Genomic DNA, 23,082 nt, shown 5'->3' on the forward strand with positions numbered 1-23,082 from the left:
GGCAGCACCGTACCGGAAAGGTCAGGTGTTGCACTCAGTTTTTGCCGCAGCCAAGTTTATCTACGGTCTTAAAGTTTTGCGTGACGAATGTTGATAGATGTCTTCGCACCAAGTTTGACATGACCCTTTTTGGTCTTTTGTTGTCAAACATCTCAATAGATTTTTCAAGTGTCATGCCGGAATTTGAAAGAAGCTCTTTGAGTCCTTTATTCAAGCCCTCTTTCTTAATATAAGGCACCAATGCCTCGCAAAACCTATCCGTAAAATATGCGTCCATTGCTGCGACTGACAAAACTATTCCTGCACGAAACAGATCATCATCTGATTCATCCCATACTGCGCCGCCTGCCTTCCAAGCTTCCCAATGCCGCTTAATCATTCCGACGGCTCGGTTATGGCACTTAATGAATTTTTTAACTGAGTTACTTTGTTTCATAGAAATTTAACGACCTTCGCGGCGGTATTGAATAGAAGTCTAACAGTGATTAGATCGCGCCAACTTTAATACGCAGCATAGCGCCGGATGCAGCGATCTAATATCCTCTTATATTTCAATGGATTAACGGCCATCGCGCGTGAGTGCTGAACGTTAAACCGCGCGAGGCTTAATGCTCCGCTGGCCGACCGCGAAGGCTTGCACGTAGGTGACGGTGCTATCAGGTATTCGAGATGAAATGAGTCGAGTCTATGTAGCATCCATGCCTCCTGACGGGGCCGCGAGAGTTGCGGTGATTTGATAGTGCTACTACACGCCGCATTTGCCAACCCTGAATACGGCTAAAGGCTAGATCAAGTAGCGCGGCCTTGTCGCGCAACTGCGGACGTGGCAAATGCACGGACCCCAGTCCCGTTTACGCGGGCGAGTAGCGCAGGGCTGGCGGGGAAAAGAGTCATAGGTTGTCTGAGGAGCGTAGCGACGAGTTTTATGACTCCCCGCCAGACCGAGCAACGCAGCGAACCCGAAAGGCCGCGTAGCCGGGTGCCCGGGGGGATCGCCAAGGGGGGCCGGGCAAGCGGCCCCCTTTGGCTCGCCGTGAAGGCGAAAGGCGAGCAGGACGGTGCCGTAAATGTCGAGCAACGTTGCGATGGTGGAGGCAGCACGGCCACGGCATGCCGTTGCCCTACGAACGAGGTGGCGCCGGAGGGATGGGACGCGGAGCGTCCTGACAGGCATTCCCACGCGGAGCGTGGGAACGATCAATGGTGCGGTTGGTGCGAGTATCGGCTGACCTGAGCTGCCGAGGATGACGCTGGAGCTGCGCTCACACTGCCTCCGGCGGACTCACCTTGCTCTTACGGGTCTTCTTACTTTTAGCAGCGGTCGCCGCCGCATCCATCAACCGACAAAACTTCGGACACTCCAGATGATTGGGCGCGGAGCAGGCGGCGGCGTGGCGTAGGCCGTCGCGCAGGTTGCTGAGTTGGCGAATCTTGCGGTCCAGTGCGTCGGCTCGGTTGGACAGCTGTTCGCGATCAATCTCGGGGCGGCCGTCTGGCGAGAACATCTGCGCAATCTCACCCAGTGAAAACCCCGCCGCGCGGCCCAGGGCGATCAGTGCCAGTTGCTGCACCACGCGCGGGTTAAATGCCCGGCGCAGGCCGCGTCTGCCAATCGATTTGATCAACCCCTTTTCTTCGTAATAACGCAGTGTGGAGGCTGGTAGACCGGATGCTTTCGAGACCTCATTGATGTCCATTGGTGCGCCCTTGACTTCAAGTCGACTTTAAGTGGCATCGTGCATTTTCTGCCCGTCCAGGGCAACTCACAGGAGGCAGAAAATGAATGATTTATGGAGCGCGGTGATCATCGGAATTGGCGCAACGCTGGTGATGGACGCTTGGGGGCTGGTGCGTAAACAGCTGCTGGGGATTCCGCCAGCGGACTATGGGTTGGTGGGGCGTTGGTTGGGGCATATGAAGCAGGGGCGCTTTCGGCATGAGCGCATCGCTGCGGCTTCACCGGTGCCTGCGGAGCGGCTGCTTGGCTGGGGCGCGCATTACCTGATTGGGGTGGTGTTTGCGCTGTTGCTGGTGGCGGTGTGCGGGGCTGAATGGCTTCGTCAGCCGACGCTAATGCCCGCCTTGGCTTGGGGCATCGTGACGGTGGCGGCGCCCTTTCTGCTGATGCAGCCCGGCATGGGCGTAGGCGTTGCGGCGAGTCGCACGCCGCGCCCGAACGCTGCGCGCTTGCAGAGTCTGATCACCCATAGCGTGTTCGGTTTGGGCCTGTATGGCTCAGCGCTGCTTCTCAATGCTGTTAAAGGAGCCTGACATGGCTATTCCTGCGCGTTTTGCTCCGATTGTGTTTGGCGCGTTGCTGTCGGCGATCATGGTGACCTTGGTGTCGGCCTTTGTGATTGCGGTCACCCAGGGCATCGATGAGCACTTTGTTGCGGCGTGGCTCAGAAGCTGCGCGCTGACCTGGCCGGTGGCGTTTCCGACGGTGACCTTGGTTGCGCCCTGGGTGCGGCGGTTGGTGGGGTGGTTGACGGTGTGAGTGGTGGCGGAGCGTCGGACGGCGTATGCCTCAACTCCGCGTTGCGTCAGATGCCGCTTGGTGGACAACGCTGCGCTTTTCTCCACCCTACGGATGCGCTAGCCCGGGCAGTGCGCCCTGTGCTTGCAGGGTGCTGATAACGTTCAGCATCTCTCGCCGCGCGCTTTCCTGACTTACCACCCGCAACCTCACCTTCTGCCCCGGCGCACACTGCGCCAACCGCGCCAGCGCCAGCGGCGTCACCGCCCCCAGCCGTGGATAGCCGCCGATGGTCTGGCGGTCGTTCATGAGGATGATCGGTTGGCCGTCTGGCGGTACCTGGACGGCGCCGAGGGGGATGCCTTCGGAGATCAGGGCCTGGCCCTGATAGCGCAGCGCGGGGCCGGTGAGGCGCATGCCCATGCGGTCGGCGCGTTGGTCTAGGGTCCAGCTTTGGTTGAAGGCGGCGAACAGGCTGGCTCCGGCGAAGGCCGCGATTTGTGCGCCGGGGATCAGATCGAGCACGACTTCATTGCCCGGATACCAGAGCGCGTCTGCGGGCAGAGTGCGCGGTTCGGCATCGCTGGCCTTGCCCTGCAGGCGGTCGCCGTTGTGCAGGCCGCGGCCGCTGCCGTGCAAACCGCCAAGCTGTTCGCGCATGACGGTGGCGACGGCGCCCATCACCGGTTCTGCGGCAAAGCCGCCGGGGGTGGCGAGGTAGGCGCGTACGCCGCGTTTCGGGCTGTTGAACTGCAGGGTCTGGCCGTGGCGCAGCTGGAAGGCCTGACCGGGTGCCAGTGGCTGACCATCGAGTTTCGCATCGAGATCGGCGCCGCTCAGTGCCAGCCAGCCTTCGGCGTGCGCGCGCAGTTGCAGGCCGCCAAGGGGGATTTCGAGCACGGCGGCATCGGCGGCGTTGCCAAGCAGCCAGTTCGCCTGCTGCATGGCGACCCAGTCCAGCGCGCCGCCCTGGGTGATGCCCAGATGGCGCACGCCAAAGCGGCCGCCGTCTTGCAGTTGGGCAAAGCCGAGGCTGTGTTCGACCAGCAGTTCGATCATGCGCTGGCCTCCATCGCCGTGTCGTCGCCGCCCAGGCGGATAAATTCGGCGTGGTCGATGGACACAAAGCGCACCCGGTCGCCGGGTTGCAGCAGGCTGCCGTGCTCGGCGCTGAACAGGGTCAACGGGCAGCGGCCAATCAGGTTCCAGCCGCCGGGTGAGGTCAGCGGGTAGATGGCGGTCTGCCGTTCGGCGATGCCGACGCTGCCCTTGGGCACGCGCTGGCGCGGGGTGGCAAGGCGGGCCGAGGCGAGCGCTTCGTCTACCAGTCCCATGTAGGCAAACCCGGGCGCGAAGCCGAGGGTAAACACCGGGTAGTCGCGGCTGCAGTGCTGCGCGATCACCTGCTCCGGGCTGAGTCCGGCGCGCTGGGCGATGGCGGGCAGCTCGGGGCCGACGCTCTGGTGATACCAGACCGGGATGGCGTGCAGGGTGCCGGTCTCATTCGTCAGCGGTTGCAGGTTGTGCAGGCTACTGCGGATCAGCGCGATGGCGTCTGCTTCGCTCAGGGCGTGCAGGTCGTAATGCAGCAGCAAGGTGGTGTACGACGGCACCAGGTCAATCAGCTGCGCGCCGAACGCTGTGCGCAGTTCTTCTGCAGCGGCCATCAGCCAGGGCATGTTGGCTTCGTCGATCTGATCGAACAGGCGCACCATCAGACTGTCGATGGCGGCGCTTTCGATGCGCAGGTTCACAGTGCGTCCAGTGCGGCGCGGATGCGGGCGACCACGGCGACCGATTCGGCGTTGTCGCCGTGTACGCAGAGGCTGTCGGCGCGCAGATGCAGTTGGCTGCCATCGCTGGCGGTGATCGGCTCGCCGCGGGCGAAGGCTAGCGCCTGGGCCAGGATGCGTTCCGGGTCGTGATGGACGGCGCCCGGTTGGTTGCGCGGCAGCAGGTAGCCGTCCGGGTCGTAGCCGCGGTCGGCGAAGGCTTCAAACAGCAGGCCGATGCCCTGCTCGGCGGCCAGTTGCTCGGCCTCGCTGTTATCGCGGCGGGCCAGCAGCATCAGCGGCAGCTGCGGGTTGAAGCGGGCGACGGCGCGCATCACCGCCGTGAGCAGCGGGGGCTGCTTCATCATGTCGTTGTAGAGCGCGCCGTGGGGTTTGACGTAGCTGAGGGCGGCGCCTTCGGCGCGGCAGATGCCATCCAGTGCGCCAAGCTGATAGAGCAGCAGGTCTTCCACTTCCTGGGTTGAGCAGGCCATCGAACGGCGGCCAAAGCCGACCAGATCCGGGTAGGCCGGGTGCGCGCCGATACGTACGCCGTGCTGCACGGCCAGTGCGACGGTGCGGCGCATGGTCGAGGGGTCGGAGGCGTGAAAGCCGCAGGCGATGTTGGCGCTGTGCACATGCGGCATGACGGCTTCGTCCATGCCCATGGTCCAGGCACCGAAGCTTTCACCCATGTCGCAGTTGAGCTGTAGCGGCTGCATGTGTGCTGATCTTCCTGTGCGGTTGTGGGCCTACAGCGAGTGAACCATCTGCGCTGTGTGTTGCCGGAATGGGTGAGTATCAATGCTGCCCGGCGCTGTGTTGCGCTGCGGCAGCTACTATTGTCAGACACTCTATTGTAGGGAGGCGCGATATGAAAATTCTCATGGTTCTCACCTCGCACGACAAGCTTGGCAACACTGGCCACAAAACCGGCTTCTGGCTGGAGGAGTTTGCCGCGCCCTATTACGTGCTGCGCGATGCCGGCGCCGAGATCACGCTGGCATCGCCCAAGGGTGGGCAGCCGCCGCTGGACCCCAAGAGTGCCGAGCCAGATGCGCAGACCGAGGCAACCAAACGCTTCGACGCCGATAGCGCCGCGCAGGCGCAACTGGCGCAGACGGTAAAACTGAGTGAGGTATCGGCAGACGACTTTGATGCGGTGTTCTATCCCGGTGGCCACGGCCCGCTGTGGGATCTGACCACCGATAGCGATTCACTGGCGCTGCTCAATGCCTTCGCCAAGGCGAACAAGCCCATCGGGGCGGTGTGCCATGCGCCAGCGGTGCTGCTCAACGCCCGCGCGGCGGACGGCGAGTATCTGGTTGGCGCCAAACGGGTAACCGGGTTCTCCAATTCGGAGGAAGACGCGGTGGGCCTGAGCGACGTGGTGCCGCTGCTGCTGGAAGACGCGCTGAAGGACAAGGGCGGCGTGTACAGCAAAGGTGAGGATTGGGGCGAGTACGTGCTGGTCGACGGCCTGCTGGTCACCGGCCAGAACCCGGCCTCGTCGGAGAAGGCGGCGCGCGAGTTGTTGGCGCTGTTGAAGGTGTAGCCGGGGGGTGTGGCGGATTGATTGGAGGTTGGGAAGGTCGAGCTCCCGCTCGACCAGCGGACTTGGGCGCATCGCCATGGCCGAGTTGGAACTCGGCCTTCCCGGTGGGCGCCATTCTTGAGGCTTGAGGCTCCTAGCTGAGAATCATATTGGTCGCCGTCGCATAGGCATACAGCGAACCGTTTTCGTCGCGCAGGTAGCCTTCGCTGATAATCAGGCGGCGGGTCTTGTTGATGACCTTGCCCTCGGCGATCAGCGTCTTGTTGAACGGCACCGGCTTGCACATCTTCACGTTCAGCTCGATGGTGCCGTACCCCTCGCCCGCCCCCAGCATGGTGTGCGCCGAGCAGCCGGTGACCGAGTCCATCACGGTGGCGGCAAAGCCGCCGTGCACACCGCCCAGCGGGTTGGTGTGGCTTTCATCGGCGGTGGCTTCAAATACCACTCGGCCTTCTTCCGCCAGCTTGACCTGCATCGGGATGGTCTTGGCAATCGGCGCAACCGGTACATGGCCCGCGGCGGCGGCCTGCATGATCTGCAGACCGGTCATTTCTTTCGGATTCATCACAGCTTCCTTCGGTCGATCAGGCGGCATTGGCCGCGCTGGTGTGTTGGGCAAACCAGTCCAGGGCGTCGCGCCAGAGCGGTTCGGCATGGGAGCGGAAGTAGCCCATGTGGCCTAGTGGCTTGAGACCGAGTGCCTTGGGGTCGATATCCCGCGGTTGATAGGCGGCGCCGCTGAAGGCGCTCATAAAGGCGTCGCGCGACTCCGGGCCGGCCCACAGGTCGTCGAGCGATACGGCACCGACAATCGGCGTGCGTACGGCGGCAAAGTGCTCATTCAGCCAGGCCATGTTCGGGTCTTCAAAGAAGTAGCGCGGGTAGCGGCACCAGCGCTTCCAGTCGCGGTACACGCCCTTGGGCAGGTCTTCGCCAAGGCCTAGCCAGTTCCAGGCTTGATAGCCCTTGATGGCGACGATCAGCGGCAGCACCAGATTCCACATGAACTGCACCTTGCGGCGCTCGCCGCTGGGCATCCAGCCGTGCCAGCCGGCGCCGGTGCCGAAGGTGTAGACGGCGCTGATGGCATCGCGGTTGGGCAGCAGGCCGAAGGCGTGACCGCCAAACGAGTGACCGACCAGATACAGCGGCAGCGCGCTCTGGCTCAGATAGTCGACACCCGCGGCGAGGTCTTTGTCGGCCCAGTCGAGGTAGTTCATGTTGAACCCCTTGAGGCTGGCCGGTGCCGAGGCGCCGATGCCGCGGTAGTCCAGCGTCAGGGTGGTGAAGCCGTTGCTGGCGGCAAACTCGGCGAAGCGGCGGTAGAAGCCTTGTGGCACGCCGGTAGCGCTGCCGACCAGAATCTGCCCGCGTGGCTGGCTGGCCGGGTAGAGGGTGGCGCTGAGTTGGTAGCCGTCGGCGGCGGTCAGGGTCAGGTCGCGTGGGGCGAGCGATTCAGTGGCCATCGGCAAACTCCTTTTGTTGCAGGCGAACGTGGCTGAGCAGGGCGCGGAAGGCGCGTTCGATCGGTTCGGTGCTGCCCGCGGCGCGGGCCATCATCAGCCCGCCCTCGTAACTGGTCAGCACTAGTACCGCGAGGTCGGCAGCGGCTTCAGCCGGGAAGCCGGCGCGGCTGATATGGCGGGTCAGCAGGTCGCGCAGATTGGCAAAGGCGCCGTTCAGTGCTAGCAGCATATCGGTGTCGTCGGGCGAGCAGTCGAGTGCGGCGGCGGCCAGCGGACAGCCGAGCTTGAAGCGGCTGGCGGCGATGCGCTGCAGGCCGCTGTCGATCCAGGCGGCGAGTGCCTCCAGCGGGTCATCGAAGCGGGCAAACACCTGCTCCAGAAACCGCGCCATCTCCTGCTCGGCGTTGGCGATGGCGGCCAGCGCCAACTCTTCCTTGCCGCCGGGAAAGTGGTAATACAGGCTGCCCTTGGGCAACCCGGCGGTTTTCAGAATCTCAGTCAAGCCAACGCCGTGCAGCCCTTTGCTCTGCAAAGCGCTTTGCATGGTTTTGACGAGGATATGGCGGCTATCTTCTTTGCTCATGGCGCTAGTTATAGACCGATCGGTCTATAGAGTAAAGCAGGAAGTGCAATGCCTAGTAATGGAACTCACGCTCTGCGTGGGAATGTCTGTCAGGACGTGCCTGTTAGGACACTCTGCGTCCGGCTGCAGAGGTACGGCTATGCTTGCCAGTTCGCTGGTCGAGCAGGAGCTCGACCCTCCCGTGGGCGCTGTCGGGAAGGTCGAGTTCCAACTCGGCCAGCGCGGAGCGGCGGATGTACTCCGGTCTCGATGTCTTGCACGCAGCCATGATCCTGATCGTTCCCGCGTACTGCGTCCGGCTGCAGAGGTGCGGCTATGCCTGCCAGTTTGCTGGCCTAGCAGGAGCTCGACCCTCCCGTGGGTGCTGTCGGGAAGGCCGAGTTCCAACTCGGCCGGCGCGCAGTGGCGGTGGCACCTGGATCAAGACGCCTTGCGCGCCGCCTTCGGCTCCCACACAAACGGTGCAAAGGCACGATCGACCGGGGTCTGGGCGACGTGGTTGGTGTAGTTGCTCATCACCTTCTGGGCCAGCCCGAGAATTACTTCCAGCACCTGACGCTGGCCGTAACCGGCGGCGTAGAACGCCTCCAGCTGGGCCTGATCGACTTCACCGCGCTGGCGCAGCATGGCCAGGGTGAAGGTGCGCAGGGCTTCGAGCCTGGCGGTGGGCAGCGGGGTTTCGTTGCGCAGCGCCTCGCTGATCTCGTCCGACACCTTCATCGCCTTGGCAATGCCGGTGTGGGCCGGCACGCAGTAGTGGCAGCCATGCTCGACGTTGATGGTTTGCCACACCACGGTCAGTTCTTCGGGGTCGAAGCTGCTGCTCTGGAACAGCGCATGCAGCAGTTGATAGCCCTCCAGCAGGGCCGGTGCTTCGGCCATCACGGCGTGCAGGCCAGGGATCATGCCAAAGCCCTTTAGGGAGTTTTCCAGCAGTGGGCGGGCGGCTTCTGGTGCGTTTTCCAGACGGTGCAGGGTGAAATCGGACATGGTATTTCCTTCGGTTTGCGGTTTTTGATTGATCGCTCAAAAATACGCTAGCTGTATTTGAGCGATCGTTCAAGTTATTCTTGAGCGGTCATTCAGAATCCCCCCCCCCAATACTCCCGGAGGCTCCATGCCCAGACCCGCCCGTCACGACCGCCAGCAGGCGCTGGATCGCGCCGTTGATCTGTTCTGGGAACGTGGCTATCACGCCACCTCGATGAAACATATCGAGCAGGCGCTGGATATGCGCCCCGGCAGCTTGTACGCCACCTTCGGCAGCAAGGAAGGGTTGTTCAGCGAAGTGCTGAACCGTTATGCCGAGCAGATGGCCGATGAGCTGAGCCAGTGTCTGCAGGGCGGCAGCGTGGGCCTGCAGGGGTTCAATGACTATTTGCTGGCGCTGGCTGGCCCCTGTCAGTGGCGCGATGGCGCGCCGCCGCGGGCCTGCATGCTGATCAAGACGCTGCTGGAAGTGAATCCGGAAGACTCGCAGCTGCGTGCCCAGGCGGATCGCATTCTCGGCCTGATGGAGCAGCGCTTTGCCGCTGCGCTGAAGCAGGCTCAGGCTGCTGGCGAGATCCGCCCCGAGGTTGACTGCAACCGCCTGGCGCGGCTGCTGCAGGCACAGGTAATCGGTTTGCGCTGCTTCACCGAGCGGGCGATTGATTCGACCCATTTTGTTGAGCTGGCTGAGGACATGGCAGCCTTGCTGGCTGCGTATCGCACTCCCTGATCGTTTTTAAATTATGGTTGACATTTAATTGCGCCCAGTTAAATTATGGTCGCAATTCAATGGGCGATTGGGCCCTCTGTCCGTAAGGAGCATTGCCATGACCTCCGTCGTAATTGCCGGTTACCTGCGTTCCCCGTTCCAGTTTGCCCGCAAGGGCGGCCTGATCAACTTGCGCCCCGATGACCTCGCAGCCCAGGTGTTGCGTGGTCTGGTCGAGCGGCTCGATCTGGACCCCGCCCTGCTTGAAGACGTGATCATGGGCTGCGCCTACCCCGAGGGTGAACAGGGCACCAACGTCGCGCGCATCGCCAGCTTCCGCGCCGGCTTTCCCGAGACCCTGGGCGGCGTGACGGTGAACCGCTTCTGCGGCTCGTCGATGACCGCGATCCACTTTGCCGCCGGGCAACTGATGCTTGGTGCCGGTGAGGCCTATATCGCTGCGGGTGTCGAGTCGATGACCCGGGTGCCGATGGGTGGCTTTACCCCCTCGCCCAACCCGACGCTGCTGCAGGAGTTCCCCGAGGTCTACATGGCGATGGGGCATACCGCAGAGGAAGTGGCGCGGCGTTATGAGGTGAGCCGCGAGGATCAGGACGCGCTGGCGGTGCTGTCGCACAGCAAGGCCGCCGAGGCGCGCGAAGCCGGCTTGCTGGCGGACGAGATCGTGCCGGTTACGACACCGGACGGCGTGGTCAGCGAAGACGGTTGTATCCGCCCCGGCACCAATATGGAGGCGCTGGCGGGGCTGAAACCGGCCTTTGGCGGTGTGGTAACCGCGGGTACGTCTTCGCCGCTGACCGATGGCAGCGCCGCGGTGCTGGTGTGCACCGAAGACTTCGCCCGTCGCCACAATCTGCCGATGCTGGCGCGTATCAAGGCCATCGCGGTGGGTGGTTGTGCACCGGAAATCATGGGCATGGGGCCGGTCGAGGCGACGCGTAAAGTACTTGCCCGCGGCGGTCTGACCATCAATGATGTCGACCTGATGGAAATCAATGAGGCGTTTTCCAGCCAGTCACTGGCCTGCCTGCGTGAGCTGGGCATGCCGCTGGAGCGGGTCAACCTGGACGGTGGCGCGCTGGCGCTGGGACACCCGCTCGGTGCAACCGGGGCGCGGATTACCGGCAAGGCCGCGGCCCTGCTCAAGCGCACGGGCGGCCGCTATGCCGTGGCGACCCAGTGCATCGCCGGTGGGCAGGGTGTGGCGACGCTTCTGGAAGCCATCTGACCGGCAGTCGGAAAGCGGGCGGCATTGCCGCCCCATTTCCACGCTGTTCGAAATCGGATAACAACAGGGTCGAGGCAGGCCCGCAGGGAGAAAACATGAAGTCTGCAGCCAAATTGGCGGTGCTGGTTGGTCTCTTGGGTGGCTTGCTGGGGTGCCGTGACGAAGCCGCACCCGTCGCGCAGAACAGCGAGGCGCCTGCGCGCCTGGTGCTGTCGATGGAGGTTCATCCGGTCGCCAATGACGGCGCACTGTTCACCGGCGTGGTGGCCGCGCGCACCGAAAGCGAACTGGGTTTCCGGGTTGCCGGTGAAGTCATCGAGCGGCGGGTTGATCCGGGTGATCGGGTCAAGCGCGATGACGTGCTGCTGGTGCTGGACGTGGATGACTTCGAGTTGGCCCTGCGTGCTGCCCGGCAGCGGGTGCGCTCAGCCGAGGCGTCGGTACGTCAGCTGCAGAGTGACGAGCAGCGCTACCGACAGTTGGCGGAAAACGGCGCAGTCTCGCGTCAGGCGCACGATCAACTGGTGACCGAGCTGCGCGTGGCTGAAGCCAACCTGGCCTCCGCTCGCGCGGATGCGGCACAGGTCGAGAACCGCCGTGGTTACTCGACCCTGACTGCTGATGCCGACGGCATCATTACCGACGTGCTGGCCGACCAGGGTCAGGTCGTGGCGGCCGGTCAGGTGGTCGCCAGACTGGCGCACAGCGGCGCCCGCGAGGCGGTGATCAATATCCCGGAAACCCAGCGTGCGCTGGCGTCCACCGAGGCGCGCGCCTACCTGTTCGGCCAGCCGGATACACCCATCGCGGCCACCCTGCGTGAGCTGTCGGCGGTGGCCGATCCGGTGACCCGCACCTACCGCGCCCGTTATGTGCTGGATACCTCCGCCGAGCCGCTGGCGATCGGTTCTACCGTAAGCATCCACCTGCAGGACAGCCAGCGCGCGCCGCAGTTGCGGGTGCCGCTGGGTGCGCTGCTGGATCAGGGCGCGGGTACCGGCGTCTGGGTTGTTGATGCGGACAACCGGGTGCGCTTTACCCCGGTTGAGGTCGCCAGCCTGGGCCAGGAGTTCGCGGTGCTGAGCGGCGGTCTGGAGGACGGCCAGCGGGTGGTGGCGCTGGGTGCCCATCTGTTGCACGAAGGTGACGCCGTCAAGCTGCTGCCAGAAGGTCAGCTGGCCGGGACTGAAGCAGCACGGAGCCTCTGACATGAGCCGTTTCAATCTGTCTGCGCTGGCGGTTCGCAACCCGGCGGTGACGCTGTTTCTGATTATCGCGATTCTGCTGTCAGGGGCCTTTGCCTTCAGCAAACTGGGGCGCGCCGAAGACCCGTCGTTTACCGTCAAGGTGATGACCATTACCGCCGTCTGGCCGGGCGCCACCGCGCGTGAGATGCAGGAGCAGGTCGCCGATCGGCTGGAAAAACGCCTGCAGGAACTGGATTACTACGACCGGGTAGAAACCACGGCGCAGCCCGGTTTTGTGTCGATGAAGGTGCAGTTCCTCAACTCCACGCCACCGGCGCTGGTGCCCGAGCTGTTCTACCAGACCCGCAAGAAGCTCAGTGACGAGGCGGCGAAACTGCCGAGCGGCGTCAACGGGCCGTTCTTCAACGACGAATACAACGATGTTTACTTCGCTCTCTACGCGCTGGAGGCCGGGCAGTTGCCGCACCGTCAGCTGGTGCAGTTGGCCGAGCGTATGCGTCAGGATTTTCTGCAGCTGCCGGGGGTGAAGAAGGTCAACATTCTGGGTGAGCAGGCGCAGCGTATTTACGTCGAGTTCTCCTATCAGCGCCTGGCAACGCTGGGGCTGACGCCGGAGCAGATCTTCGCCGCGTTGGCGCGCCAGAACGCGGTCGCGCCGTCCGGCTCGGTGGAAACCGCCGGGCCGCGCGCCTATATCCGCCTCGACGGTGCCTTCGACAGTCTGGAGCAGATTGAGAACGTGCCGGTGGTCGCCAACGGTCGGGTGTTGCGCATCGCCGATGTGGCCGAGGTGCGGCAGGGCTATGAAGACCCGCCGAGCTACCGCATTCGCCATCAGGGCGAGTCGGCGCTGATGCTCGGCGTGATCATGCAGCAGCATTTCAACGGGCTGGAGCTGGACCGGTCGCTGCAGGCCGAAGAGGCACGGGTGCAGCAGAACCTGCCGCTGGGCATCGAGTTCACCAAGGTCTCGGACCAGGCCAGCAAGATTCGCAACGCGGTCGACGAGTTCATGCTCAAGTTCTTCGTTGCGCTTGGGGTGGTGATGCTGGTCAGCCTGCTGGCGCTCGGCTTCCGGGTTGGTCTGGTGGTCGCTGCAGCGGTGCCGCTGACGCTGGCGGTGGTGTTTGTGGTGATGATGATGACCGGCCGCGAGTTTGATCGCATTACCCTGGGTGCGCTGATTCTGTCGCTCGGTCTGCTGGTCGACGACGCCATCATCGCCATCGAAATGATGGTGGTGAAGCTGGAGGAAGGCATGGATCGGCTGGGTGCCGCGACCTACGCCTGGTCGTCCACCGCCGCGCCGATGCTGACCGGAACCTTGGTGACCATCATTGGCTTCCTGCCGGTGGGTTTCGCCCGCTCAGGCGCTGGCGAATACGCCGGCAATATCTTCTGGATCGTCGGTTTTGCACTGATTGCGTCCTGGGTGGTGGCAGTGGTGTTTACGCCGTATCTGGGCGTGAAGATGCTGCCGAACATCAAGGCCAAGCCCGGTGGGCACGATGCGCTCTATGACGGCCCGATCTACCAGCGCTTGCGCGCCACGGTGCTGTTTTGTGTGCGTCACCGCTGGCTGGTAACCGGCCTGGTGCTGGTCAGCTTTGTGCTCTGCGTGATGGGCATGAAAGTGGTGAACAAGCAGTTCTTCCCCAACTCCGACCGCTCCGAGGTGATCGTTGAGGTCTATATGCCGCCGGGCACCGCGTTCAAGAACACCGAAGCGGTGGTGGGTCGGGTTGAGCAGGCGATCATGGCCGAGCCGCAGACGCTGATGGTTGACTCCTACGTGGGTGGCGGCGCGCCGCGCTTCTTCCTCTCGCTGAACCCGGAGCTGCCGGATGCGGCGTTTGCCAAGCTGATTGTGCAGACTGCCGACGCGCCTGCCCGTGATGCCTTGATTGCCAGCCTGCGCGAGCGCGTGCGGGCCGGTGAATTCCCCGAGGCGCGGGTACGGGTCACCCAGCTGGTGTTCGGGCCGCCGGTGCCCTTCCCGGTGGTGTTCCGCGTCAGCGGGCCGGAGCTGGGGCCGCTGCGCGTGATTGCCGAGCAAGTGCGTGAGCGGGTTGAGGCCAATCCGCTGACCCGCGACACCTTTATCGACTGGGGCGAGAAGGCCAGCGGCTACCGACTGGAACTGGATCAGGACCGTCTGCGGCTGCTCGGCTTTACCCCGGCGCAGGTCAAATCGCAGATCAACGCCCTGCTCTCCGGCAACCCGATCACCGAGGTGCGTGAAGGCACCCGTACTGTTTCGGTGGTGGTGCGCGCGGTGGATGCGCAGCGGCAGAATCTGGGCAGCATCGACGATCTGACCATCACCAACGATGCCGGTCAGTCGATCCCGCTGCGTCAGGTCGGGCACTTCCGACCGGTGATGGAAGACCCGATCCTGCGCCGCCGTGACCGCGAGCTGACGTTTGAGGTGCGCGCCGACATCGTCGCTGGCACTCAACCGCCGGATGCAGCCATGTCTGCCTACCGTGATCTGACCGATCTGGTCGAAACGCTGCCCGCTGGTTATCACATCACTATCGGCGGCCCGGTTGAGGAAAGTGCTATCGCCAACAAGGCACTGGCGGTGCTGTTCCCGATCATGATCCTGCTGATGCTGGTAGTGATCATGTTCCAGGTGCGCTCGTTCGGGCTGATGTTCATGGTCTTCGCCACGGCGCCGCTGGGGCTGGTCGGCGCGGTGCCGGCGTTGCTGGTGTTCAACCAGCCGTTCGGCTTCAACGCGATTCTGGCGCTGATCGGCATTGGCGGCATTCTGATGCGTAACACGCTGATCTTTACCGACCAGATCCAGCAGAACCAGCACGCGGGCATGGCGATTCGCGAGGCGATCATCGAGGCCACCGTGCGTCGCGCCCGCCCGGTGGTGCTGACCGCGTTGGCAGCCGCGCTGGCCTTCGTGCCGCTGACCTTCTCGGTGTTCTGGTCGTCGTTGGCCTTTGTCCTGATTGGCGGGGTCACCATGGGGACGTTGCTGACTTTGCTGTTCCTGCCGGCGCTGTGCGCGTTGGTACTGGAGCGCAAGGGCGCACGTTCGTCGGCTCAGCTGGAATCGACAGAGGCGAGCGCCGGTCATTCGATGTAAGATGATGACCGGCATTCAATGTAAGGAGGCGGCATGCGCTACTCAGAAGACCACAAGGCCAAAACCCATCAGCTGATTCTTGACGAGGCGGCACGTCGGTTCCGTCGTGACGGCGTTGGTGCGACCGGTCTGCAGCCGCTGATGAAAGCGCTCGGCCTGACCCACGGTGGCTTCTACGCGCATTTCAAATCCAAGGACGATCTGGTCGAAAAGGCGCTGCGTCACGCGGTCGACAACCTGAAGACCTCACTGGCCATGCACACCGGCCCGGATGTGCCGCTTGGAGCCTTGTTCGATACCTACCTGTCCGAAGGCCACCGGGCCAACCCCGAACAGGGTTGCCCGTTGCCGACGATCTCTGCCGAACTGGGTCAGCGCGGCCAGCAGAGCGAGATTACCGACGAGGTGGTGGAAGACCGGCTGGACAACATCGCCAGCAAGCTGCCGGGCGAAGACAGCCGCGCACAGGCCATGCTGGTGCTGTCGGCGATGGTCGGTGCGCTGTTGCTGTCGCGTAGCGTTAAGGACGAAGCCTTGTCTGCGGAGCTGCTGAGTAATACCCGCGAGCAGTTGAAAGCGCTGACCGAGTCGGTCTGATTCGCAGGTGGTAAATAAAAAGCCCCGCTGGCAGCAGCGGGGCTTTTTGTTTGAAACCGGATGCTCGGATGGTGAAGTGTGCACCGGGTTTCGTCCCGTTTACGCGGGCGAGTAGCGCAGATTTATCGGGAAAAAGAGCCACAGGATGTCTGAGGAGCGAAGCGACGAGTTTTGTGGCTCCCCGATAAATCGAGCAACGCAGCGAACCCGAAGGGCCGCGTAGCCGGGTGCACCGGGGGATCGCTAAGGGGGGCTGGGCAAGCAGCCCCCCTTGGCTCGCCGTAAAAGGCGAAAGGAGGAGTCAGCCACCGCTCAGGCTGGAAACCTGTCTGCGGATATTCGTCCCAATCTATGGAAGGCTGGAGTTCAAGAAGAGGTGAATACTCATTGCTCCCCTTTGGTTTGCCATGAGAGTTTCTGGCCGCCGCACCTTACAGCCAATACTTCGGATAACTCCGCGGGCTGCGCAGATTGTTGACCGCCCAGGCCGTCAGCACGATCACGATCGACCCCACCAGCACTGGCGAGACCAGATAACTCAGCGGCGCATGCGCCATGATCACCACCAGCGGATCGGCACCTGCCGGGGCGTGCACGGTGCGGGTCAGCTGCATGGCTGCCAGGGCCAGTGCTACGCCGACCGCGCAGGCCAGCCAGCTGTCACCCAGCAGGGCCAGCACCGCCAGCCCGACGGCGGTCGCCACCAGGTGGCCGCCGATGATGGCGCGCGGTTGCGCCAACGGCGAATCAGGCACGCCAAACGCCAGCACACAGCTGGCGCCGAACGGCGCCATCAACCACGGAATACCGGATAACACGCTCAGACCGCCGGTGATGGCAATCGCGATCAGGGCGCCCAGCGACGACAGCAGAACGAACTTCAGCGGTGGAGCGGGTGGTGCATCAGAGTGCAGCAAGCGGCGGATTGACATGAGGGCATCCTGACAAAGGGTGAAAAGGGAACGATTTCGGGCTAGTATACCGATCAGTATCTCTTAGTCAACCGATCGGTATACCTATGGACGTAGCCCAACACATCGTTGCTTCCTCGCTGCAGCTGTTTTACCGCAATGGTTTCCATGCTTCAGGTGTGGAGCTGCTCAGCCGCGAAGCCGGTGTTACCAAGAAGACCCTGTATCGGCATTACCCGAGCAAGGATGTGCTGATCAATGCGGCGCTGGCGCTGCGCCACACGCAGTTCATGGCCAGAATGCGTGCGTTTGTCGATGCCGCAGCGGCTGATCAACGCCCGTTGGCCTATATCGATTTCATTGCTGGATGGGTTCAGGAGGAGGGCTTTTGCGGTTGTGCCTTCATCAACGCAACGGCGGAGTTCGCGCAGGCCGATAGCGACCCACATCAGCAGGCGGCAGGTCACAAGGCAGACATTCAGCAGTACCTGCTGGCGCTGTGCGCTGGCGCTGGTGCACCGCACCCGGAGGGGGTGTCTACCCAGTTGTTTTTGCTTGGTGAGGGCCTGATTGTCGGCGCGCAGGTGCAAAGGGCGCAGCGGGCAGCACTGGTTGATGGCGCGCGGGCTGCCGCACAGGTTATCTGGTCGACGAGCCAGTGACGCAATAGCGTGGCTGGCTCGCAGGTTTCCCGGTTCAGTGGTAGCGCGTGGCAGGCTTGTTGTGCGACAGATTGGGTGCCAGTTGCAGGCGCGCCTGGGTGAGGGCCTGCCACTCGTTGCTGTCCGGCAGCGAGGGGATGGTCACCAGTTCGCCCTGATCAAACCCGTGCAGCGCCGCATCGACCAGATCGTCCACCTCCATCACCATGCTTGGCGGAATCTGTGCCAGCGAACTACCGGAGCGCTCGAAAATCTCGGTGCGGGTGACGCCGGGCAAGACCACCTGAACCTGTACGCCGCTGCCGCTCAGTTCGGCGTGCATGCTCTGGCTCAAACTCAATACATAGGCCTTGCTGGCGCTGTAGATGGCGTTGAAGCGTTCAGGTAGCAGAGACACCACCGAGCCGATGTTGATGATTGCGCCACGCCCGGCGAGGCTGAAGCGTACCGCTGCGGCGCTGGAGAGCATGGTCAGCGCGAGCAGATTGATTTGCAGCAGGCTGTAGGTGCTGTCGATATCGGCTTCAGCCAGGCTGCCGGTCAGGGCCACGCCAGCGGAGTTGACCAGCAGGCTGATCTGCTCGTCGCTGCGTAACCGGTCGGCGACCTTCTCGATGTCGGCGTGCTGCTCCAGATCGGCAGCGAGCAGGTTGACCTGTACGCCGTGGCTGGCAATCAGTTCATCAGCGAGCAATTGCAGACGGGTTTGGTTACGGGCGACCAGCAGCAGGTTGTAGCCACGGGCAGCCAGGCGGCGAGCATAGGTGGCGCCGATGCCGCTGGATGCGCCGGTAATCAGCGCAGTCTGGGCGTGGGAAGAGGCATTCATGGTCGTTCTCCAAGATTGAATTGCGGTCATCATACTAATTGAATGATGACTGTAATTCAATGCGTCTTCTCACGCGCCGACTAACGGCGGCGGGAGGTCTTAGCCAAACAGTTTCTGGGTGATACCTGCGACGTACTTGCCCTGATAGCGGGCGATGGCGCGTTCACGAGCGTCAGGCTGGCGCGAGCCGTCGCCACCGGCGATGGTCGAGGCCCCATAGGGGGTCCCGCCCTTGCCATGCTCGATGTCGGCCAGTTCGGCGGTGCCGTAGCCAATTGGCAGAATGACCATGCCGTGGTGGGCCAGCGTGGTCCAGGTCGAGGTAATCGTCATCTCCTGGCCGCCGCCGGTGCCGGTTGAGGTAAACACGCTGGCAACCTTGCCGTGCAGTGCGCCCTTGGCCCACAGGCCGCCCGTCTGGTCGAGGAAGTTGCGCATCTGCCCAGACATGTTGCCGAAGCGGGTCGGGGTGCCAAAGATGATGGCGTCGTAGTCGGGCAGTTCGGCTGGGCTGGCCACATCGGCGGCCTGATCGGTTTTGCCGCCGGCGGCCTTGAAGGCTTCTTCGGGCATGGTTTCCGGCACACGCTTGATGGTGACCTCGATTCCCGGAACCAGGCGTGCGCCGTCGGCAACGACCTGGGCGAGGGTTTCGATATGTCCGTACATGGAGTGGTAAAGCACTAGTACTTTTGCCATCGCAATCTGCTCCTGCTGTAGTGGGCGGTGCAGCGCCGGGCGCTCAAGAGAGTGGTCGACCGGCGCGTCTCTCAGCATAGAGCATGGTTGGCGGGGCAAGTTCAGTGCGTGTTTGCCGGGTCAGTCCTGATAGCGACGGCGAGGGCCCTGACGCAACGGGTCGAGTAGCGGCTTCAGGCCGTTGTGGTCGATCTCCTGCATTAGCTGCAGCAGACGGCCGATCTCGCCCTTGGGGAAGCCTGCGCGGGCGAACCAGTTGAGGTAGTGGCCGGGCAGGTCGGCGAGCAGGCGGCCCTTGTACTTGCCGTAGGGCATCTCGCGGGTGACCAGCAGCAGGAGGTCTTCGGGGTTCATGGCGGCTCGTGGGCGATGGTGGTGAAGTGGATTATGCCTGCGCGGCTTCGTCGGGTCATGTTGGGCAGGCGCTGGTGAACAAGGTATCCTGCGCGGCCGTTTTCCCCATCAAGAGAGTTACTGCCATGATCGTCAAGGCGCTGCGAGTCATCGTCGGCCAGCTGGTTGTTTTTATCAGCTTCATTACCCGCCCTGCCCCCATGCAACGCGAGCCCGCGGCTCAGGCGGCGGTCGATAAAGCGGCCTCCTCGTTGGCGCTGTACCAGTTTCATGGCTGCCCTTTCTGCGTAAAGATCCGGCGCACGCTGCGTCGTCTCAATCTGCCGGTTGAACTGCGTGATGCGTCCGGCAACGCCGAGCATCGTCAGACCCTGCTGAGTGAAGGTGGCAAGATTCAGGTGCCCTGCCTGCGTATCGAAGAGGACGGTCAGACCCGCTGGCTGTACGAGTCCAACGCTATCCGTAGCTATCTGGAAGAACGCTTTCCGGCCTGAGCCGATTCGCCGAGACTAAGGCGCTTGAGCAGCCGACTGAGGTTCGCCCGGTCGATACCCAGGGCCCGCGCTGCGGCGGCGCGATTGCCTTGATGCTGTTGCAGGCAGTGCTCGATCAGTTGGCGCTGGAAGGCATCGGTGGCAGTCCGCAAGTTCTCACCGGCTTGCCCTGTGCCCGCCAGTGGCGGTGGCTCGGCTGATGCCGGATTGACCATCTTGGCTGGCGCGTCCAGATCCAGCAGCGGCGGGCCGATGCTGGCCAGCCGGCGGCGCGAATCGACGCCGGCCTGCGCCCTCAGCGCGGCGCGACCGATGAGGTGTTCCAGTTCACGCACGTTGCCGGGCCAGTTGTATTGCACCAGCTGCTCGCGTGCGGCTGGCTCAAGTCTCAGGCCGCGCAGCCCGAGCCGGCGACGGTTCTGCTCCAGGAAGTGACCGGCCAGCAGCAGCACGTCGCGGCCGCGCTCGCGCAGGCTGGGTACCCGGATCGGGTACACGCTCAGGCGGTGGTAGAGGTCGGCGCGGAACTGGCCACCGGCGACTTCTTGCTGCAGGTCGCGGTTGGTCGCCGCGATGATGCGCACGTCCACGTGGTGCGGGTGATCGCTGCCGACGCGCTGGATCTCGCCATTCTGCAGGGCGCGCAGCAGCTTGGCCTGCACTGCCAGCGGCAGTTCGCCCACTTCATCGAGAAACAGGGTGCCACCGTGCGCTAGCTCGAAGCGGCCGGCGCGTGATTGCGCGGCACCGGAGAATGCGCCGCGGGTGTGGCCGAACAGCTCGCTTTCGACCAGATTTTCCGGCAGCGCGGCGCAGTTGACGTAGACCAGCGGTGCGTTGGCGCGGCCGGACGCAGCGTGCAGTTGACGCGCAACCAGCTCCTTGCCGACGCCAGTTTCGCCGGTGATCAGCACTGTCAGGTCCGAGTGCGCGACCATATCGATTTCCGCCCGCAGCGTCTGCATCGCCTTGCTCTGGCCCAGCAGGTTCTGTTGGCCGAGCTCGTCGATCAGCGCGCGGGCCATCTGCTGGCTCTGGTCGGCACGCTGCTGCAGTCGGGCGATCAGATTGGAGATCTTCACGCTGGCCTCGGTCAGGCGCACGAAGGTGCGCAGTTCCTGTGGATCTATGCGGTCGAAGCTGTCGGGCTCCAGTGCGTCCAGCGTCAGCACGCCCCAAGGGCGCTCGTCCACATGCAATGCAATGCCGAGGCAGTCGTGCACGTGCAGTTGCTCGGGTGGCGCGTTGATCAGGCCATCGTAGGGGTCAGGTAACGGCGAGTCGGCGGCAAAGCGCACCGGCTCGTGGCTGAGCAGAATGCGAGCAAAGCGTGGGTGCTCGTCGACCACGAAGCGGCGACCGAGGGTATCCGGGCTCAGGCCGTCGGCCGCTAGCGGGATCAAGGTGGACTCGTGCAGTTGCAGCAGCGCTGCGGCGTCGCATGGGAAGACCTGACGAAGGCCTTGCAGCAGGCGCTGAAAGCGCTCGTGTGCGGGTGTCTCGCGGGACAGTTCGGCGCTGACGGCAAGGAACACCTCGGTGGCGCTGTATGTTGTCATTAAGACCTCGTTGTTGTCATTAAGACCTCGTTGTAGTCATTAAGACTTCCAGATTTCGCGTGTCATAAAGACATCATAGTTCGCAAGTTATTGAGCTGGTTAGTTATTTTTTATGGCATGCGTCGTGCAATGGATGCGGCTGAAACGGCGGACAGCTTTCCGCCTCTCTCAGCAAGAAGGACAGTCCATGCTTTCACAAGCCAGTAAAGACATCATCGCCGCAACACTGCCAGCCGTTAAGGCCTGTGCCACCGACATCACCGGGGTCTTCTACCCTCTGATGTTCGAGCGTTACCCCGAGGTCAAGGCGTTCTTTAACCAGACCCATCAGGCGCAGGGCACCCAGCGTCAGGCACTGGCCAATGCAGTGGTTGCCTACGCGGCCAATCTGGATCGCCTCGAGGTGCTCGGCGACGCGGTGTCGCTGATCGTGCAGAAGCACGTGTCGTTGGGGATTCAGCCGGAGCACTACCCAATTGTCGGCGAGTGCCTGCTGGCGGCGATCCGTGAGGTTCTGGGCGAGGCGGCGACCGATCAGGTGCTGGGTGCCTGGGGCGAGGCTTATGGCCAGCTGGCTGAGTTGCTGATTGGAGCCGAGGAAGCGCAGTACGCCGGCAACGCTGCTCGGCCAGGCGGCTGGCGGGGCGAGCGGACTTTCAAGGTCGTGCGCCGCGAGCGCGAAAGCGAGGTGATCGAGTCGTTCTACCTGCAGCCAGCTGACGGCGGTGAGCTGGCCACTTTCAAGCCGGGCCAGTACATCTGCCTGGTGCTGGATATCGACGGCCAGCAGGTACGCCGCAATTACTCGCTGTCCTGCCGTCCGGGTCTGGATTACTACCGGATCAGCGTCAAGCGCGAGCCCTCCGGTCTGGTCTCGGGCTACCTGCACGACCGTGTGCTGGTAGGCGATGAGCTGCTGTTGAGCGCACCGGCGGGCGACTTTGTGCTCAACGACGCGGAGCGCCCGCTGGTGCTACTCAGTGCCGGCGTGGGTATCACGCCGACCCTGAGCATGCTGCGTCCGGCGCTGGAAAGCGGCCGTGTCGTGCACTTTCTGCATGGTGCGCTGAACAGCCGTCATCAGGCGTTCGGTGCCGATGTCGCCGCGCTGCAGCAGGGCTACCCGGCGTTGCAGGTGCAGGTGCTCTACAGCGAGCCGCTGGCCGAAGACGCCGGGCAGCCGCAGGGGCTGTTTGACCAGGCGCGACTGGCGGCGCTGCTGCCAGCCGAGCGCGATCTGGATGTCTACCTGCTCGGTCCCAAAGCTTTCATGCAGAGCTGTCACGCCAGTTTGCGTTCGCTCGGGGTGGCGGCGGAGCGCATCCGCTACGAGTTCTTCGGCCCGCTGGAGGTAATTGAAGGCTGAGTGCTCAGCCTTGCTGGTAGCTGTCGATGACTTCCTGCGCCGCACGGAAGGCGTCGATGGCGGCCGGCACACCGGCATAGACCGCGCAGTGCAGCAGTGCTTCGCGGATCTCTTCTACCGTACAACCGTTGTTTAACGCGCCACGCACGTGGCCTTTCAGTTCCTGCGGGCACTTCAGCGCGGTCAGCGCAGCCAGGGTGATCAGGCTGCGGGTCTTGCGATCCAGCCCCTCGCGGTTCCATACCCCACCCCAGGCGTGCTTGTTGACGAACTCCTGCAGCGGCTGACTGAATTCGGTGGCGTTGTTCAGGGCGCGGTCAACGAAGGCGTCGCCCATGACTTCCCGGCGTACCTGTACGCCTTCCAGCTTGGTGTTGCTCATAGTCTGCTCCTGTAAAGATCGCGGCAGTTTATCAGCCTGTCGGCGCGAACGCTGATGTGGGTCAGCGTGGTGCCCGGCAGAGCCCGGCAAACTGTGCCAGAGTGGTGTGAGCAAATTG

At 63.3% G+C, this 23,082-nt stretch carries 26 protein-coding genes; 11 read left to right on the forward strand and 15 right to left on the reverse strand.

Annotated elements, in window-relative coordinates; translation table 11 throughout:
- Positions 1-34 precede the first annotated feature (34 nt).
- Both AAFM31_RS11155 and AAFM31_RS11160 read right to left on the reverse strand, forming a co-directional pair.
- Positions 35-379, reverse strand: coding sequence for a hypothetical protein (locus AAFM31_RS11155; RefSeq protein ID WP_341708014.1), 345 nt, complete (start codon positions 377-379; stop codon positions 35-37).
- Positions 380-1,262: 883 nt separating this feature from the next.
- Positions 1,263-1,697 carry a helix-turn-helix domain-containing protein gene (locus tag AAFM31_RS11160; RefSeq protein WP_341708015.1) on the reverse strand — a complete coding sequence of 145 codons (435 nt, stop codon included), beginning with the start codon at positions 1,695-1,697 and terminating at the stop codon, positions 1,263-1,265.
- A gap of 82 nt (positions 1,698-1,779) precedes the next feature.
- Between AAFM31_RS11160 and AAFM31_RS11165 the strand changes: the two genes are divergently transcribed.
- Together AAFM31_RS11165 and AAFM31_RS11170 are read left to right on the forward strand one after the other, a co-directional pair.
- The gene (locus AAFM31_RS11165; RefSeq protein WP_341708016.1) at positions 1,780-2,271 is read left to right on the forward strand and encodes a DUF2938 domain-containing protein; all 492 of its coding nucleotides are present in this window, start codon (positions 1,780-1,782) and stop codon (positions 2,269-2,271) included.
- A gap of 1 nt (position 2,272) precedes the next feature.
- Positions 2,273-2,497: a DUF2798 domain-containing protein gene (locus tag AAFM31_RS11170; protein WP_341708017.1), complete on the forward strand. Its 225-nt coding sequence runs from the start codon at positions 2,273-2,275 to the stop codon at positions 2,495-2,497.
- An 87-nt stretch (positions 2,498-2,584) separates the two neighbouring features.
- Here AAFM31_RS11170 and AAFM31_RS11175 read toward each other — a convergent pair whose 3' ends face one another.
- The 3 genes from AAFM31_RS11175 to AAFM31_RS11185 are packed head-to-tail and all read right to left on the reverse strand — an operon-like array spanning position 2,585 to position 4,970.
- On the reverse strand, positions 2,585-3,535 hold the full coding sequence (locus tag AAFM31_RS11175) for a biotin-dependent carboxyltransferase family protein (RefSeq protein WP_341708018.1): 951 nt from the start codon (positions 3,533-3,535) through the stop codon (positions 2,585-2,587).
- Positions 3,532-4,230 (reverse strand): 5-oxoprolinase subunit PxpB, encoded by a 699-nt coding sequence (gene pxpB / locus AAFM31_RS11180; RefSeq protein ID WP_341708019.1) that lies wholly within the window; start codon positions 4,228-4,230, stop codon positions 3,532-3,534. The genes AAFM31_RS11175 and pxpB overlap by 4 nt, the downstream gene beginning before the upstream one ends.
- Positions 4,227-4,970, reverse strand: a complete 744-nt coding sequence (locus tag AAFM31_RS11185; protein WP_341708020.1) for a 5-oxoprolinase subunit PxpA — start codon at positions 4,968-4,970, stop codon at positions 4,227-4,229. The genes pxpB and AAFM31_RS11185 overlap by 4 nt, the downstream gene beginning before the upstream one ends.
- Positions 4,971-5,122: 152 nt before the next feature.
- Here AAFM31_RS11185 and AAFM31_RS11190 point away from each other — a divergent pair, with 152 nt between their 5' ends.
- Positions 5,123-5,803, forward strand: a complete 681-nt coding sequence (locus AAFM31_RS11190; RefSeq protein WP_341708021.1) for a type 1 glutamine amidotransferase domain-containing protein — start codon at positions 5,123-5,125, stop codon at positions 5,801-5,803.
- Positions 5,804-5,936: 133 nt separating this feature from the next.
- On the opposite strand, the gene AAFM31_RS11195 is transcribed toward AAFM31_RS11190, so the two are convergent.
- The 4 genes from AAFM31_RS11195 to AAFM31_RS11210 form a co-directional block, all read right to left on the reverse strand.
- Positions 5,937-6,368, reverse strand: a complete 432-nt coding sequence (locus AAFM31_RS11195; protein WP_341708022.1) for a PaaI family thioesterase — start codon at positions 6,366-6,368, stop codon at positions 5,937-5,939.
- A 19-nt stretch (positions 6,369-6,387) separates the two neighbouring features.
- Complete coding sequence (locus AAFM31_RS11200) at positions 6,388-7,269, reverse strand: alpha/beta fold hydrolase (RefSeq protein ID WP_341708023.1); 882 nt, start codon at positions 7,267-7,269, stop codon at positions 6,388-6,390.
- Positions 7,259-7,852, reverse strand: coding sequence for a TetR/AcrR family transcriptional regulator (locus AAFM31_RS11205; protein WP_341708024.1), 594 nt, complete (start codon positions 7,850-7,852; stop codon positions 7,259-7,261). The genes AAFM31_RS11200 and AAFM31_RS11205 overlap by 11 nt, the downstream gene beginning before the upstream one ends.
- A gap of 420 nt (positions 7,853-8,272) precedes the next feature.
- A complete protein-coding gene (locus tag AAFM31_RS11210) occupies positions 8,273-8,842 on the reverse strand; it encodes a carboxymuconolactone decarboxylase family protein (RefSeq protein WP_341708025.1) in 570 nt (189 codons plus the stop codon).
- Positions 8,843-8,969: 127 nt separating this feature from the next.
- Here AAFM31_RS11210 and AAFM31_RS11215 point away from each other — a divergent pair, with 127 nt between their 5' ends.
- The 5 genes from AAFM31_RS11215 (at position 8,970) to AAFM31_RS11235 (ending at position 15,708) form a co-directional block, all read left to right on the forward strand.
- Positions 8,970-9,572 (forward strand): TetR/AcrR family transcriptional regulator, encoded by a 603-nt coding sequence (locus AAFM31_RS11215; protein WP_341708026.1) that lies wholly within the window; start codon positions 8,970-8,972, stop codon positions 9,570-9,572.
- A gap of 91 nt (positions 9,573-9,663) precedes the next feature.
- Positions 9,664-10,800: a thiolase family protein gene (locus AAFM31_RS11220; protein WP_341708110.1), complete on the forward strand. Its 1,137-nt coding sequence runs from the start codon at positions 9,664-9,666 to the stop codon at positions 10,798-10,800.
- Positions 10,801-10,895: 95 nt separating this feature from the next.
- Entirely contained in the window at positions 10,896-12,008 is a 1,113-nt protein-coding gene (locus AAFM31_RS11225; protein ID WP_341708027.1) for an efflux RND transporter periplasmic adaptor subunit, read from the forward strand.
- Position 12,009: 1 nt separating this feature from the next.
- Positions 12,010-15,111, forward strand: a complete 3,102-nt coding sequence (locus AAFM31_RS11230) for an efflux RND transporter permease subunit (protein ID WP_341708028.1) — start codon at positions 12,010-12,012, stop codon at positions 15,109-15,111.
- 33 nt (positions 15,112-15,144) lie between these two features.
- Positions 15,145-15,708, forward strand: a complete 564-nt coding sequence (locus AAFM31_RS11235; protein ID WP_341708029.1) for a TetR/AcrR family transcriptional regulator — start codon at positions 15,145-15,147, stop codon at positions 15,706-15,708.
- Between the two features lie 431 nt (positions 15,709-16,139).
- Here AAFM31_RS11235 and AAFM31_RS11240 read toward each other — a convergent pair whose 3' ends face one another.
- A complete protein-coding gene (locus AAFM31_RS11240) occupies positions 16,140-16,640 on the reverse strand; it encodes an HPP family protein (RefSeq protein ID WP_341708030.1) in 501 nt (166 codons plus the stop codon).
- 86 nt (positions 16,641-16,726) lie between these two features.
- Here AAFM31_RS11240 and AAFM31_RS11245 point away from each other — a divergent pair, with 86 nt between their 5' ends.
- On the forward strand, positions 16,727-17,281 hold the full coding sequence (locus tag AAFM31_RS11245; RefSeq protein WP_341708031.1) for a TetR/AcrR family transcriptional regulator: 555 nt from the start codon (positions 16,727-16,729) through the stop codon (positions 17,279-17,281).
- Positions 17,282-17,315: 34 nt separating this feature from the next.
- Here the strand turns inward: AAFM31_RS11245 and AAFM31_RS11250 are convergent, their stop codons facing one another.
- The 3 genes from AAFM31_RS11250 to AAFM31_RS11260 form a co-directional block, all read right to left on the reverse strand.
- The gene (locus tag AAFM31_RS11250; protein WP_341708032.1) at positions 17,316-18,110 is read right to left on the reverse strand and encodes an SDR family oxidoreductase; all 795 of its coding nucleotides are present in this window, start codon (positions 18,108-18,110) and stop codon (positions 17,316-17,318) included.
- Positions 18,111-18,209: 99 nt separating this feature from the next.
- Positions 18,210-18,809 (reverse strand): NAD(P)H:quinone oxidoreductase, encoded by a 600-nt coding sequence (gene wrbA / locus AAFM31_RS11255; protein ID WP_341708033.1) that lies wholly within the window; start codon positions 18,807-18,809, stop codon positions 18,210-18,212.
- Positions 18,810-18,929: 120 nt separating this feature from the next.
- Complete coding sequence (locus AAFM31_RS11260) at positions 18,930-19,163, reverse strand: DUF3820 family protein (RefSeq protein ID WP_341708034.1); 234 nt, start codon at positions 19,161-19,163, stop codon at positions 18,930-18,932.
- Positions 19,164-19,288: 125 nt separating this feature from the next.
- Between AAFM31_RS11260 and AAFM31_RS11265 the strand changes: the two genes are divergently transcribed.
- Entirely contained in the window at positions 19,289-19,657 is a 369-nt protein-coding gene (locus tag AAFM31_RS11265; RefSeq protein WP_341708035.1) for a glutathione S-transferase N-terminal domain-containing protein, read from the forward strand.
- Here the strand turns inward: AAFM31_RS11265 and norR are convergent.
- The gene (gene norR, locus AAFM31_RS11270; RefSeq protein ID WP_341708036.1) at positions 19,630-21,216 is read right to left on the reverse strand and encodes a nitric oxide reductase transcriptional regulator NorR; all 1,587 of its coding nucleotides are present in this window, start codon (positions 21,214-21,216) and stop codon (positions 19,630-19,632) included. The genes AAFM31_RS11265 and norR overlap by 28 nt on opposite strands.
- A gap of 187 nt (positions 21,217-21,403) precedes the next feature.
- On the opposite strand from norR, the gene hmpA reads away from it, so the two are divergent.
- Positions 21,404-22,582, forward strand: coding sequence for an NO-inducible flavohemoprotein (gene hmpA, locus AAFM31_RS11275; RefSeq protein WP_341708037.1), 1,179 nt, complete (start codon positions 21,404-21,406; stop codon positions 22,580-22,582).
- A gap of 4 nt (positions 22,583-22,586) precedes the next feature.
- Here hmpA and AAFM31_RS11280 read toward each other — a convergent pair whose 3' ends face one another.
- Positions 22,587-22,964: a carboxymuconolactone decarboxylase family protein gene (locus tag AAFM31_RS11280; protein ID WP_341708038.1), complete on the reverse strand. Its 378-nt coding sequence runs from the start codon at positions 22,962-22,964 to the stop codon at positions 22,587-22,589.
- Positions 22,965-23,082: the final 118 nt, after the last annotated feature.

The organism is Halopseudomonas sp. (assembly GCF_038130085.1).
In the GTDB taxonomy this organism is placed as follows: domain Bacteria; phylum Pseudomonadota; class Gammaproteobacteria; order Pseudomonadales; family Pseudomonadaceae; genus Halopseudomonas.